This window comes from Paenibacillus oryzisoli (assembly GCF_050467285.1).
Classification (GTDB): Bacteria; Bacillota; Bacilli; order Paenibacillales; family NBRC-103111; genus Paenibacillus_E; species Paenibacillus_E oryzisoli_A.
On sequence record NZ_JBCMUN010000022.1, the window covers coordinates 90,772 to 104,867 of the forward strand.

The window sequence follows — 14,096 nt, forward strand, 5'->3', positions numbered from 1 at the left end:
CGTATTGGAAGCCAAATAAGCCCTATGGCAACCGCTACATCTCTTCCCCAACGCTGCTCCCTATTTAGAAATGCTGCAGCATGCCCTCTTTAGCTTCTTCTACGGCTGGGAGAACTTCCGTCCAATACGCTTGGACGTCCAATTTGTTCAGCAGCGGCTCAAGATCGTGCGCAACTTCATCCCTGCAAACCAAAACCGCCTTCGGAACGACATTGAACTTTTCGACAATTTCCAAAAACTTCTCCACCAACATAGCAGACGCACCTGATTTCTCCGATAGTCCGTACTGGATAATTTGACCGGTCTGTTGATCCACAATCAAGCACATTTTCGGATAAAAAGGCCTGTCCCCTTCCTCAATTGGCATAGGCGCGAAGAAACAGTCAATTTCCCATTCGCCGACGATGCCTTTTAACGATTTTTTAGCATTCGTGAGTCTAATCTCATCAAGCGGACGCGGCTCCTCATCCGAATCCTCTTTCGGCAGCTCCGGCTCCAGCCAGGCCTCAGACCAGATCGGATGCTCCACATCGCGATTGGAAGTTCGCGTGAGAAACGTCCCCAATTTGCCTTGGAGAATGCCATCGGGATCGTGCCTATGCGCCTCCACCACTTCAGCGGCCTGCCGCAAAGCGATAGTGAGGAATAACGCATCCTCTTCCCGCCAAATCGGCCACGGCACATAGCCCGGTTCATATAACCGGAACGTTGGCCAAGCATGAGCTCCGCGGAACTTGAGCCCAAGCTCCTTAATCTGCCGCAGCTCCGCAGGGTACAGCTCTGCGCGATTTTCGAAGGAAAGCATCAGGCAATGCTGCGAAAACATCGGATCTTCTTCCTTCTCGCCGGTCAGCATGCCGATGATGGTTCCCAACCCTTCCGGTCCCAAATACACGGCCAGACCGTACATCTCGCCTCCATTTCCCAAGATGCAGCAATAGCCGACCTCCCCGGTCCGCGGGTTCTCGACACCAAATAAATGACTGTTCGAAAAATATTTCCAACACTCCGCTTTTTTAAATGCGGCGGCCGCCTCGTACAGGTCTTCCCACGTTTTCAAAGCCGTGTCCGTTCTGCTCATGAGATTCCCTCCATTCCTAAGTTTCGTCGATAAGTTTAAGTGTAAAACCGATATCTGCCAACCACTCGATCATGCGCGTACGATTGCGCTCATGTACAAACGCGTAATACCTTTCGAGCTCTTGCCGGTCGTCTGAAAGCGTATCTTTAAATCGACGAAATACTCTTTTTCCTCCATTCAAGGCTCTGTACAGTTCCTCTTGCAATCTTGCATTCGATATCGTCTCGGCAAAATCAACCATATCATCGAAACCATCACGCGATTCTCTTTCGGGAATTCGAAAATAAATGTCACCAAACCCTTCTTCAACCTGCTCCTCCAGCTCTTCAAATTCCGGATCTTTTTCATCAGAACGAAGTGTGACAATCTCGCCAGTCTCCACATTCAAATAATTTTGGAACACTTCTATATACATATCATAGGTATCGACCAATTCAGTGAACTGTTGCTGGGTTAACGTTAATTCGCTCTCCATGCTCTTCCTCCCCTATTCAGCTTCATTTTCTTAATTATACCAAAATGTTATGCACTCGCAGAAACCATCCGAAATCAATTCCCGTTTGTTACATGCAAAAACCCGACAAGTCTCCTCGACCTGTCGGGTTCCTCTCTGCCGCTTCCCTTACTGGGCCGCCGCCGTGTTCAACGCCTGCTCCTCCAGCTTGGCACGCATCTCTTCCTTGCGTTTCGCACGCTCCTCCGGCTTCAGCCGCGGGCAGGTGTAGCAGTAGTAGCCGCCCTCCGTCCGATGATACATGCAGCAGGCAGTCTTCATGCGTATCTGCTCATCCGGCTGCCCCGGCGCGGCGGGATAATCGACGGTGCGGAACGTCACATCGAGCGGATTGCGCGCACGTCCGAACGGCTCGCCGCCCAGCTCATGCAACGCAAACTTATAATCTTCCCCAAACTTCTGCGCGACGCTTTCGTGATTGGGCATCTTCTGCAGCGCTTCGTGAAAATAAGGAAATTTCATCGGAAACAGTCTCCACAGCTGCGTAATGTCCATGTCTGCGGCCGCGGCTATCACTTCAACGATCGGCCTCATGACGTTCCCATACCAGTGATGCAGCTGCTGTTCCCGCCATAAGCTGCGCTGCCCGGAGAGAGGTCCTTCCAACTCGACGATCTCGCTTAGGACATAGCGGAACTCCACGTAGCCCCGTTCATGCTGATAAATTTGCAGCGTCCATCGTTCCGGCGACAAATCAATCAGCGCATCATGCGCCAACATATAGTGAACGGCTGTATTCAAATTGCCTAATCTGCCGTTCAGATACGCCGCTGCTGCTGCCGGCTCCAAAGCCTTCATAAGCGGTGCATAGGCAGCTATCGCTTCCTTCATTCCGTCAAGACGCACTAGCTGTCTGCCCTCGATTTCATGCAACGGTGCTTCATGCGGCTCCGACGTAACGCCAAACTGACGAGCTAATAGCTCCACAATCTCAGCTCTCATTTCATTTCCCCCTTGCGCTGTGCTAACCAACCGATCTCATGCCATAATCTTATCTTATCACATATGAGAATAATTATCATCCTCAATGAAAATAAAATCTTGATCACAAAGAAAGGAGCTGGCCACGAATTCTCCGTGACACAACTCCTAACTGGGCATATGATCCTAAGCGCCAGGCACGACGACCAACCCGTTCAGCTCGTCTGAACCGTCTTTATACGTAAGTCCGGTAACCATCCACTTGCCGTCCTTCATGCCGACGGTCACCTTTACCGTTCCCTCTCCGGCGCTGCCCGTCGAGGTTTTCAATTGAAAGCCGACATCATAACTAACGCTGCCATTGTCCGCTTGAACGCCATCGGATACTTGATAGCTGTCTATCCACGGGCTGGACACGCCCGTCACCCAATTGAGATCCTCATACGTCTTCACCGTTTCGCTCCGCAGTTCCGGGGAAAGCAAAGCGTATTGGGCTGCACCGTTGCGGTTCTTCACCTCTTTGGCCCAAGTTTTCACCGCTTGATCAGCGGATTCCGCAGCCAAAGCGGTTTGCAGTAAATCAATTTGCCGCTGCATCGATGCGCGATCGGATTGGTTGACAGTAACCGTTTGTTCAGCTTCGTTCCACTGCACATCGGCCCCCAGCGCTTCAGAAACCGCCCGGATCGGTACCATCGTGCTGCCGTCAATGATTTGAGGCGGCACTTCAGGGGTAATCACATTGCCGTTAACGATGAGCTTGAGCCCGCTTGCTGAATACGCAACACCACTAAACATGGCCAACGCTACGACTGTACTTAATAACACCACCGATTTCTTTTTCATCATATACACCTCTTTTAATATGACTGATTGAAATGAACAATCTTCACACAATTAGACGAACCAGCACGAGGTAAGGTTGCATGCCAACTCTTCTTCACTCTCCTTCCATCCACGCCGCTGCCAAATCCATGGCCTTCTTAAAACGGATTCTTCCCTCTGTCACCAAAGCTTGCTTTGCTTTGTCATATTCGCCTTCGAGCATCCATTTGGCGTTCTGATCTTTAATGACACCGAACTGCTCCCAAGCGTCACCAAGCATTTCGCAATATCGGCGATCCTTCTCCGTAGTTGCTTTAGCCTCCAGCTGCCCGAAACAACGTGCCAACTGCGCTTCATTCGCTATCTTTTGCCGATACCATGCCTGAATTCTATCGATCTCACGCGATTCGATCATGGAAACCATGACGGCTCGAATGGCCATCGCCGCTTCAATCCATTGATCCACTTCCTGCTGCAGCGGGTGACTGTCCTCCGGAGGCGGCAGCCTGAATTGGGACACCGAAGACCGCAAAGATAAACTTTGCAGCACCGACTCTTGAATGTTAGCGTTAATATCCAGCAAGTTTTGCTGCTGAATTTCGGCCGAGGCCAATACTTCCTCACTGCCGGCCGCAACTTGTTGAATCATCGCCGACGTTTGGTTGACGGAATCCGCAATCGATAAGGTGCTGCTCGTAATGCCGGCCAGGCTTCCGTCGACTTCTTTCATCTCACCAACGATCTGTCCGAGGAACGTCTCGACTTTCTGATAGTTGCCAACAGCTGTTTCCAAGGTATGCACCCCTGTCCCAATGGCAGCATCGATCTTGTGTATCGACACACTCAGCACTTCGGCGCTGTTCGCCACTGTACGGATCACATCTTGAATGCCTGAAGTTCCCTGTTTCGTTTGAACGGCCAATTTCGTAATTTCCTGTGCGACAACCGCGAATCCTTTGCCATGCTCGCCTGCACGCGCCGCTTCAATATTTGCATTCAGCGCGAGCAGTTGAGTCTGAGCGCTGATTTCTTCAATCACGCTTGTCATGGCAGCAATTTTCGCAATTGCCTCGCTTAGACGACTCATTCGCTCTTGCACTTGGATGCTTTCATCAGAAATGCAGCGCATGTGCTCCACTGCGGACAGCATGTCGTTCGATCCCCTGATCACATCACTCGATAGTATTTCCGAGGAACGGACAATTTCACCGTTTTTTCCTGTTACATCCTGCAAAAAATGGTGAATTCGCTTCATTTCATCCGCAATGTCGAAGACGTATTCGGAGGCATCCTGCATCCCGACAGCCATTTCGCGAATGGTGCTGGTCACGCCATCCACTTGTTCAGAAATCATCGCCGATCTCGTACTCGTATCCTCCATCTTGCGATGGAGCGCTTTGGAAGAATGATCGACCACACGCACTAGCGATTTTAGACTTCGGATCGTTCGATTTACAATCGGTTGCAGACCGGACCTTGGATGGACGGACGCGCTGTATTTGCTTACTCGGAAGTCTCCGTCCGCCAATTGGCTCAGACTGCTTTCAATGTGATGATACTCGCCTGCATGCATGAGTTTAATCATAGGACAGACCTCCATAAATGGGATAAAAAAAGGCCACAGAACACCCCTCAGAAACCGGGATGCCATGCGGCTCCTTTGCCGTTATAGCAATAAAAAACGGATAAATATTGGCAGCAGCTATCACATCGTTGTGGTAGTGAGACCATTATAGTCGACACCCAAATTTCATGTCAATATACATAACATAAAATTAACATCGAAATCACCACATATCCCGTCGTCTCTTGAATATATTTAGTAACAAGCCTTATTTCCTCATGTCTGCATCGCGTCCCGCTTACCATAAACGTTAAGGAGGTGTCCCCATGACAGAGCCCTTATTTATCGTTTCCAAAGAGGATTGGTCGCTGCATCGCAAAGGATACCAGGATCAAACCCGGCATCAGGAGAAAGTAAAGGAAGCCATTAAACAGAACCTCCCCGATCTGGTGACGGACGAGAGCATCATCATGTCCAATGGCAAACAAGTTGTGAAGGTGCCGATCAAAAGTCTGGATGAATACCGGTTTCGGTACAATTTTAACAAAGGGAAGCATGTTGGACAGGGGGACGGCGAATCGCAGGTAGGAGATGTGCTGGGCACCGATCCGCAGCCGGCGCAAGGCCCCGGCAAAGGCGAAGGTGCAGGCGATCAGGCCGGTGAGGATTATTATGAAGCGGAAGTGAGCATGGAAGAGCTGCAGGCTATGCTGTTCTCCGAACTCGAGCTTCCGAATCTGCAGAAAAAAGAGAAGAAAAATATGACGACGACGGAAGTCATTTTTAACGATATTCGTAAAAAAGGAATCATGTCCAACATCGACAAGAAGCGGACGATTCTAGAGAATATGCGTCGCAACTCCCGCACTTCCGCGCCGGGCATTCATCACATTTCCCCGGACGATCTCCGGTTCAAGACGTGGGAAGAAGTCGAGAAGCCGCATTCCAATGCGCTGATCATTGCGATGATGGATACCTCGGGGTCCATGGGCTCTTTTGAAAAGTACATAGCCCGCAGCTTCTTCTTCTGGATGACCCGCTTCCTGCGCACCAAGTACGAGAACGTCGAGATTGTGTTCATCGCCCACCATACGGAGGCGAAAGAGGTCACGGAAGAGGAATTTTTCACCAAAGGCGAAAGCGGCGGCACCATCTGCTCCTCGGCGTACCAGACGGCGCTCGATATTATCGACAAGCGCTATCCGCCGTCGCAGTTCAATATCTACCCGTTCCATTTCTCGGATGGCGACAACCTGACCTCGGACAACGAGCGCTGCGTCAAGCTCATTACCCAGCTCATGGAGCGCTGCAATATGTTCGGCTACGGCGAAGTCAACCAGTATAACCGCAGCTCAACGCTGATGTCGGCGTTCCGCCACATTAACAATCCGAAGTTCATGCATTATGTCATTCGGGAAAAAGGTGAAGTCTACAAAGCGCTCAAAACCTTCTTTACCAAGCAGGAGAGCGTACCAGCCCAATGAATGCCTACCCTTTATCTCCCCCTCACCGATTCATGCTATAATGTGGACATGAATCGGTGAGAGGGGAGTGTGGAGGGCTTGCAGGTTGCCTTTCGAACAGCAGAAGACTTAAGCTCGGCCGTGGATGCCGTGTTTCGCGAAATTCCCGTGCTGCTGTATCACAAACTCGACGCTGTCGCCCCCTATCCCGGGTTCCAAAGCCATAATGGGATTGAAATGTATTATGTCGAAAGCGGTCAAGGCTTGTATTTGGTCGGGGATGAAACCTATATACTGGAGCCTGGCACACTTATGATCATCCGCCCTTTTACCTTGCACAAAGTGTTGCAAACCGATGCGAATTTTAATATTTGCCGCAGTGTGCTCATGTGGAAAGAAGAATTCCTGCTGGAGGGCTGGCCGTCCCAAGAGCCTTTTCCGTTAGCGCACATGCCGGCGGACTGCTGCCGCGTAGCTTTTGAACCGGGGCAACGAAGCCGGATTAGCGGTATTTTAAGCCATATTAACGCGGAATGGACCGAGAGGCAGCCTGGCTATTTGCCGGTGATCCGCTGCCTGATCCAAGAGCTGCTCCTGCTCGCCTACCGCCGTCATCAGCTGGCGGAGCAAGAACTGACGCTGCCTCCTGCAGCGCAGCTCCCGCAGGAAATTTCCTACCTGGTGCAGTTCATCTCCGGACATTTTCAAAGCGAGCTCACACTGGAGGAACTGAGCAAGCTGGTGCATATGAATCCTTCTTATCTCAGCTCGCTGTTTCACAAGCATGTCGGACTTACGATCACCCGGTTCATTGCCGTCAAACGCATTCATTACGCCAAGAAGCTGCTTCGGGAGACGGAAATGCCGATCGCCGACATTGCCTACCAAAGCGGGTTCAACCACCCTACCTATTTCACCAAAACGTTTAAAAAGCAGGAGCCGATGACGCCAGCGGCTTATCGCAAAGCACATGGTTCTGTTGGAAGAGGGTAACCATGTCTGAAAAGATGCCAAACAAGCCAAAGAACCCATGCTTTTCGCGCATGAGCTCTTTGGCTTGTTTCGGTTGCGGCGGCACCTATCTGTCTATCGCCGCCATACTTCCGGATTCAGCAGATTCTCCGGCCGTTCCCCGCGCAGCACCGCCGCCATATTGGCTGCCGCCTTCATCGCCATGGCCGACCGCGTCTGCACGGTGGCGCTGCCGATATGGGGCACCGTCACCACCTGCGGCATGCTCAGGAAGGGATGCCCCTGCGGCAGCGGCTCTTGCTCGAAGACGTCGAGGCCGGCCCCGGCAATCCGCTTCTCCTGAAGCGCCTCAATCAGCGCCCTCTCATCCACCACACCGCCTCGCGCCGTGTTGATCAGGATCGCATCCTTCTTCATCAGGCCGAGTTCCCGCGCCCCGATCATGCCCGACGTCTCAGGCGTCAGCGGAGCTTGCAGCAGCACATAGTCGGAGCGCTGCAGCAGCTCGTCCAGACCCGCGTACTCCAGCCCTTGCTGTTTCTCATTCGAGATTCGCGTGCGATTGTTGTACAGCACTTTCATTTGAAAGCCGGAGGCTCGCCGGGCAATCGCCTGCCCAATTCGGCCCAGCCCAACAATGCCCAGCGTCGCGCCAAAAATGTCCTTCCCCAGCATCAGGCTGGGAAGCCAGCCGTGCCACTGCCCACTTTTGACATAGTGATCCGCTTCGGGAATACGCCGAGCCGTGGACATCAGCAGTCCAAAAGCCAAATCCGCCGTTGTCTCCGACAGCACATCCGGCGTGTTCGTCGCCGCTATGCCTCTAGCCGTCAGCGCGTCCAAGTCCAGATTATCGTACCCGACCGCGATGTTGCACACCGCCTTGAGCTTGGGAGCCCGCTCCAGTTGGGTTGCGCGGATTTTGTTGCGGGAGTAGGCCATCAGACCGTCGGCCCGCTCCAACCCTTGATAAAACGGCTCGTCCCCCAGCATCTCCTCCACATCCCTGTAATCGACATCCGCATAATCGCTCAAGTAGCGGATAACCGCCTCGGCATTCGGAATCCGGCTAGGGATAAATACAATCGGTCTGCTCATCTGCTAGTCCTCCCTCACTTCTACTGCCGCGCTGCCTACCACTCGGCAATCGAACCGTCCTTGTGCCGCCATACCGGATTGCGCCAGCGGTGGCCTTGCTCCGCCATTTGCTTCACATAGGCTTCGTTGACCGTAATGCCAAGCCCCGGCCCTTGCGGAATTTGCACGTAGCCGTCCTTATAACTGAATACCGCCGCATCTTCCAGGTAATCCAGTAAGTCGTTCCCCTGATTATAATGTATCCCCAGGCTTTGCTCCTGAATGCAAGCGTTGTACGCCGTCGCGTCAACCTGCAGACAAGCGGCAAGTGCAATCGGGCCCAGCGGGCAGTGCGGCGCAAACGCCACGTCGTAAGCCTCCGCCATCGCCGCGATTTTCTTGCATTCCGTGATGCCTCCGGCATGGGACAGATCCGGCTGAATGATGTCGACATACCCCTCGGACAACAGCTGCTTAAAATCCCACCGCGAAAACATCCGCTCCCCCGTCGCGATCGGCGTGCTCGTATGATTGGCGATTTCCCGCAGCGCTTCATTGTTCTCAGGCAGCACCGGCTCCTCAATGAACATGAGCTTGAACGGCTCCAACTCCTTGGCGAGCACCTTCGCCATCGGTTTATGTACACGGCCATGGAAATCGACGCCGATGCCAAAATCCGTCCCCACTGCCTCCCGGATCGCGGCTACCCGCTCCAGCACGCTTTCAATTTTGGCATGGGAATCGATATATTGTAATTCTTCAGTCGCATTCATTTTAATCGCGGTAAAGCCCGCCTGCTTTTTCTCAAGCGCCGCCTGGCCCACATCCGCCGGACGGTCGCCTCCGATCCAGGAATAGACCCGCATAGAATCGCGGCACGCACCGCCCATCAACTGGTGAATCGGCGCCCCGTGGTACTTTCCTTTGATATCCCACAAGGCCTGATCAATGCCGGCGATCGCGCTCATCAAGATCGGACCTCCCCGGTAAAAACCGGAACGGTACATCAGTTGCCAGTGGTCCTCAATGTTTAGCGGGTTTTTGCCGATCAAGCCGTCCATCATTTCCCGGGCGGCAGCCTGCACGGTATGCGCCTTGCCTTCAATGACCGGCTCTCCCCAGCCAACAAGACCCTCATCCGTTTCTATTTTCACAAATAACCACCGCGGCGGTACAATATACGTCTCATATCCGGTAATTTTCATACAGCTTGCTCCCTTCGGGTTGACTGATTCATGTGGATGCACAAAAAGCGTACCATACGACAAGACCTAATCCCTGTACATATTTTAGCAGTTTGTTGTACGAAATTTAGATGTTCGGCACATCCAAATCATATCCCCCTCCCCCGGCTCATACAATGTTACGAACCTGAATTTATTCATCCTACAGCCACCCGGGGTCTGTATTCGGTCGATACATGGAATCTAAGGAGGGAACCGACTTGCACCAGGATGAGATCCAAGCATTAGAGCGAGCCATTGATGAAATTACCGAAATAGCCAAAGGCTTTGGGCTCGACTTCTATCCGATGCGCTACGAAATTTGCCCGGCTGAAATCATTTACACGTTCGGGGCCTACGGCATGCCCACGCGGTACAGCCACTGGAGCTTCGGCAAAAATTTTCACCGAATGAAGACGCAGTACGATTTTGGCCTTAGTAAAATTTATGAGCTCGTCATCAACTCCGACCCTTGTTACGCGTTCCTGCTCGATGGCAATTCCCTTATTCAAAACAAACTGATCGTCGCTCACGTGCTTGCGCACTGCGACTTCTTTAAGAACAACGCCCGGTTCGCCAAAACGAACCGCAACATGGTCGAAAGCATGTCGGCCACCGCCGAACGCATTCGCCAATACGAGCTGGAATATGGCATCGATGAGGTTGAGCAATTTATCGACGCCGTGCTCGCGATTCAGGAGCACATCGACCCGGTGCTGACGCTGACCTACCGTCAAGCGCGCAAGCGCCAGGAGCAGAACCGGGCCGCCGCGCCCCATCAGAAGATAGAGAACACCTTCGGTTACGAGGACCTCTGGGAGCTTGATAACCGGAACAAGCCGAAAGCCGGACCGGATAGGGACGAAACCAAGCGCTTCCCGCCGCAGCCCGAGAAAGACCTGCTCCTGTTCATCGAAGAGCACGCGCCGTACTTGGAGAATTGGCAGCGCGATATTTTGACCATGCTGCGCGATGAGATGCTCTATTTTTGGCCGCAGATGGAAACCAAAATTATGAACGAAGGCTGGGCCTCCTACTGGCATCAGCGCATCCTGCGGGAACTCGATCTCACCGAAGAGGAGACGATCGAGTATTCCAAGCTCAACTCGTCCGTCGTCGTGCCGTCACGGCATACGCTCAACCCGTACTACCTCGGAGTCAAAATTTTTGAAGACATCGAGAAGCGCTGGGATAACCCGACGGAAGAGGAACAGCGTCTGTTCGGACGCAAGCCGGGACAGGGCCGCAGCAAAATGTTTGAGGTGCGCGAATACGAGTCGGATACCTCGTTCATCCGCAACTATTTGAATAAACCGCTGGTCGAAGAGCTGGATTTATACGTGTTTGAGAAGAAAGGGCCGGAATGGAAAATCACGGATAAAACGTGGGAGAACGTGCGGGACCAATTGTTCTACTCGCGTGTCAACGGCGGGTTCCCTTACATTTTGGTGGAGGATGGAGATTATCAGCGGAACGGCGAATTGTACCTGAAGCACGCGTACGAGGGCGTTGAACTGGATCTCAAATATTTGGAGCGGACGCTCCCTTACATTCACAAACTCTGGGGCAAGCCCGTGCATATGCACACGATCGTGGAGGATAAACCGGTGCTGTTCACGTTTGATGGGAAGAAGCATCATCGGCGGTTTTTATAGGGAGATGGAGGGGCATGGTCCAGGGGATCATGCTTTTTTATTTATGAAAAAATTCAGATCCCCTCTTGAACCTTACGTAACGTAATGGATTATAGTGAACACAACAGCAGGACAACACACAGGACAACGTCCAAAAATCGCACAAGATGAATTCGAAATTGGAGGAGAAGCGGTCATGAGAAAACTCGTATTGTTTATGCATGTGTCACTGGATGGGTATGCGTCAGATTCGAACGGGGGACTGGGTTGGATACCATACAATGAGGAATTTGAGAAATACGCCGAAGAGGTCGTAGCCGAAGTCGGCTCACCCGTTTACGGACGTACGACGTATCAGTTAATGGAAGGTTATTGGCCAACGGTGTTGAATGATCCAAATGCATCGCAGCACGATTTGGAGCATGCTAAATGGGTGCAGGATGTTCAGAAAATCGTCATTTCCAGCACGATGGACAAGGCCGAATGGAACAATACGATACTGATCAAGGACAATATCGCAGAGGAAATCAAGGCGCTCAAGGAGCAGTCTGGCCAAAATCTCGTTATCTTCGGCAGCCCGGGAGCTGCAAAAACGCTGCTCGAGCTCGGGCTGATCGACGAATTCCTGCTGACGATTTGTCCGGTCATCCTGGGCAGCGGGAAATCCGTATTCGACGGCGGGATCGAGAAAATCAGGCTAAAGCTGCTGTCCAGCCGAACGTTCAATTCAGGCATTATCGCGACCCGTTATGCGTTGGAGAAGTAGATGTAGAGGACTTATTTTGGAGTAGCAAGCGAACCTCGACCTCCCTAACTTAACTCAGCGTAACTAACTGAATAAATAGTGCGTTCTTGTCCGTTTTCCCCTCCTCCCGTATACTGGCATCAAACACCGGTATGAGAGGATGAATGAACCATGAAGTATAGAAATTTAGGGCGCAGCGGGTTAAAAGTAAGTGAAATTTCGTTAGGCAGCTGGCTGACCTACGGCACCGCTGCCGAGCAAAAAGCTGCAGATGCCTGCGTGGCCAAAGCCTTCGAAAGCGGCATCAACTTCTTTGATACCGCCAATGCGTATAACCGCGGCGAAGGCGAAAAAGCGATGGGCGCCGCGCTGCGCAGCTACGACCGCTCCTCCTACGTGCTGTCCACGAAGGTGTACTTCCCGATGGGCGACGGCCCGAACGATCGCGGCCTGTCCCGCAAGCACATCGTCGAGCAGTGCAACGCGAGCCTGAAACGGCTCGGCGTCGACTACATCGACGTCTACTTCTGCCACCGCTACGATGTGAACACGCCGCTGGAGGAAACGCTCTGGGCACTCGACGATCTCGTCACGCAGGGCAAAATCCTCTACCCCGCTGTCAGCGAATGGACAGGGGCGCAAATTACTGAGGCGGCTGCGATCGCCGATCGTCTGCGCTTCCGGCCGCTGATTTCAAATCAGCCGATCTACAACATGTTTGAGCGCTACATTGAGCGCGAGGTATTGCCTATATCAGAAAAGAAAGGCCTCGGTCAAGTCGTCTTCTCGCCTCTGGCACAAGGCATTCTGACCGGCAAATACAAGCCGGGTCAAGAGCTGCCGACCGACAGCCGCGCAGCGAACAGCCGGGTGAACAGCGTCATCAAGAGCTACTTGAACGACGCTGTGCTTAAGACCGTGGAAGATTTAAGCCAGCTGGCTCAGAACCTTGGCATCTCCGTCGCCCAGCTCGCCCTCGCCTGGGTGCTGCGTCAGCCGGGTGTCAGCACGGCGCTGATCGGCGCAACGAAGCCGGAGCAGATCGAAGAAAACGTCAAGGCGATTGACGTTGAACTGAACGCCGATACACTGGCGCAGATTGAAGAGATTTTGAAACAAGTGGCGAGCTTCTCGCCGACGAGATAGAAGACTAAGAATGCCTAACGTTAACAAAGCCTGCGAATCTCGCAGGCTTCGTCGTTTTATTTTTCCACTCTCGGCTTGGTCGGATCGCAATTCGGCACTTCCACCTGCGCGCTTTGGGAAAGCTTTAACAAATAGTAGCATTCTTCCCGATACATATGATCCGGCACGAGCGGGTTCAACCGGCTCAAGAGCTCCGAGCTTAGGTCGATCTCATCCAGTTCCTTCAGAAACGCCATAAAAACCCGCATTTCTGCATTCACATCGTCATGGAACCTCGCAAGCGCCGGGAATTCGCGCCTCATCGTTCTTGTAAATCCCGTCAGTTCAATCGCTTTCAAGTAGAAAGCATTGAAGTGCCGCTCAAACTGCCTGCTCTTCTTGAGCAAACGCTTCTCGACCGCATCAAGCTCCATTGCGATTGCAGCCGCATGACCGCCCGCATCCAGGAGCCACAGCAAGTCGTGGTGCAGCGCCTCATAGATCGGGACCGGTTTCCCTTCGAGCAAAGCTGTCAATACCCGCACATATTCTTCCAGCTCATTGACCATATGATTGATGAATGTAGGGGTAAGGCCGATTTGAACTTTGCCAACCAGCATGCGGTCTAACAGACCTAGCTTGAACGTCCGCAAACTGACCGTGAGCGTATACGCCTGCTGATTAATTGCAGCCAGCGCGCCGCTCGACTCAGTTGACCTGGCCTGGGCCAGAAGCTGATCAAATTGCGTGATAAATTGCTGCGCGAGTTGAATGTCCGCGACTTCTTTCGGCGGCAGTGCGTTCTCAATAAACCGGGCATGGTCCCCCAAAATTTGCAGCCAAAATCGATGCTCGAACCAGGCGGACGCTGTCATCGCTGACCATCACTCCTTTCCTATCCTCCTCCCAACTATATGTAGCACCGTCACCGTTCAGTAGAGTAAGACGGGGG

Annotated in this window: 13 protein-coding genes; 5 read left to right on the forward strand and 8 right to left on the reverse strand. The window is 52.6% G+C overall.

The features are described 5' to 3' along the window. Positions 1–64: 64 nt before the first annotated feature. The 5 genes from ABE504_RS29790 to ABE504_RS29810 all read right to left on the reverse strand — a co-directional run bounded on the left by ABE504_RS29790 (position 65) and on the right by ABE504_RS29810 (position 4,926). Positions 65–1,081 (reverse strand): DUF7309 domain-containing protein, encoded by a 1,017-nt coding sequence (locus tag ABE504_RS29790; RefSeq protein ID WP_430095953.1) that lies wholly within the window; start codon positions 1,079–1,081, stop codon positions 65–67. Between the two features lie 16 nt (positions 1,082–1,097). Continuing rightward, positions 1,098–1,556: a UPF0158 family protein gene (locus tag ABE504_RS29795; protein ID WP_430095955.1), complete on the reverse strand. Its 459-nt coding sequence runs from the start codon at positions 1,554–1,556 to the stop codon at positions 1,098–1,100. A 147-nt stretch (positions 1,557–1,703) separates the two neighbouring features. Next, positions 1,704–2,537, reverse strand: a complete 834-nt coding sequence (locus ABE504_RS29800; protein WP_430095957.1) for a hypothetical protein — start codon at positions 2,535–2,537, stop codon at positions 1,704–1,706. Between the two features lie 165 nt (positions 2,538–2,702). Then, the gene (locus tag ABE504_RS29805; RefSeq protein ID WP_430095960.1) at positions 2,703–3,362 is read right to left on the reverse strand and encodes a copper amine oxidase N-terminal domain-containing protein; all 660 of its coding nucleotides are present in this window, start codon (positions 3,360–3,362) and stop codon (positions 2,703–2,705) included. 94 nt (positions 3,363–3,456) lie between these two features. Next, on the reverse strand, positions 3,457–4,926 hold the full coding sequence (locus ABE504_RS29810; protein ID WP_430095962.1) for a methyl-accepting chemotaxis protein: 1,470 nt from the start codon (positions 4,924–4,926) through the stop codon (positions 3,457–3,459). 305 nt (positions 4,927–5,231) lie between these two features. Here ABE504_RS29810 and yhbH point away from each other — a divergent pair, with 305 nt between their 5' ends. Next, positions 5,232–6,389, forward strand: coding sequence for a sporulation protein YhbH (yhbH, locus tag ABE504_RS29815; RefSeq protein ID WP_430095965.1), 1,158 nt, complete (start codon positions 5,232–5,234; stop codon positions 6,387–6,389). Between the two features lie 78 nt (positions 6,390–6,467). Further along, complete coding sequence (locus ABE504_RS29820) at positions 6,468–7,361, forward strand: AraC family transcriptional regulator (RefSeq protein WP_430095967.1); 894 nt, start codon at positions 6,468–6,470, stop codon at positions 7,359–7,361. A 93-nt stretch (positions 7,362–7,454) separates the two neighbouring features. Here ABE504_RS29820 and ABE504_RS29825 read toward each other — a convergent pair whose 3' ends face one another. Further along, positions 7,455–8,438 (reverse strand): 2-hydroxyacid dehydrogenase, encoded by a 984-nt coding sequence (locus ABE504_RS29825; protein ID WP_430095970.1) that lies wholly within the window; start codon positions 8,436–8,438, stop codon positions 7,455–7,457. Positions 8,439–8,473: 35 nt separating this feature from the next. After that, on the reverse strand, positions 8,474–9,622 hold the full coding sequence (gene dgoD, locus ABE504_RS29830; RefSeq protein ID WP_430095972.1) for a galactonate dehydratase: 1,149 nt from the start codon (positions 9,620–9,622) through the stop codon (positions 8,474–8,476). A gap of 239 nt (positions 9,623–9,861) precedes the next feature. Here dgoD and ABE504_RS29835 point away from each other — a divergent pair, with 239 nt between their 5' ends. The 3 genes from ABE504_RS29835 to ABE504_RS29845 all read left to right on the forward strand — a co-directional run bounded on the left by ABE504_RS29835 (position 9,862) and on the right by ABE504_RS29845 (position 13,165). Continuing rightward, positions 9,862–11,295 carry a SpoVR family protein gene (locus tag ABE504_RS29835; RefSeq protein ID WP_430095975.1) on the forward strand — a complete coding sequence of 478 codons (1,434 nt, stop codon included), beginning with the start codon at positions 9,862–9,864 and terminating at the stop codon, positions 11,293–11,295. Between the two features lie 175 nt (positions 11,296–11,470). Next, the gene (locus tag ABE504_RS29840) at positions 11,471–12,040 is read left to right on the forward strand and encodes a dihydrofolate reductase family protein (protein ID WP_430095979.1); all 570 of its coding nucleotides are present in this window, start codon (positions 11,471–11,473) and stop codon (positions 12,038–12,040) included. 150 nt (positions 12,041–12,190) lie between these two features. Beyond that, positions 12,191–13,165, forward strand: coding sequence for an aldo/keto reductase family protein (locus tag ABE504_RS29845; RefSeq protein ID WP_430095982.1), 975 nt, complete (start codon positions 12,191–12,193; stop codon positions 13,163–13,165). Between the two features lie 56 nt (positions 13,166–13,221). On the opposite strand, the gene ABE504_RS29850 is transcribed toward ABE504_RS29845, so the two are convergent. Continuing rightward, positions 13,222–14,019 carry a DUF2935 domain-containing protein gene (locus ABE504_RS29850; protein WP_430095985.1) on the reverse strand — a complete coding sequence of 266 codons (798 nt, stop codon included), beginning with the start codon at positions 14,017–14,019 and terminating at the stop codon, positions 13,222–13,224. Between the last annotated feature and the right edge of the window lie 77 nt (positions 14,020–14,096).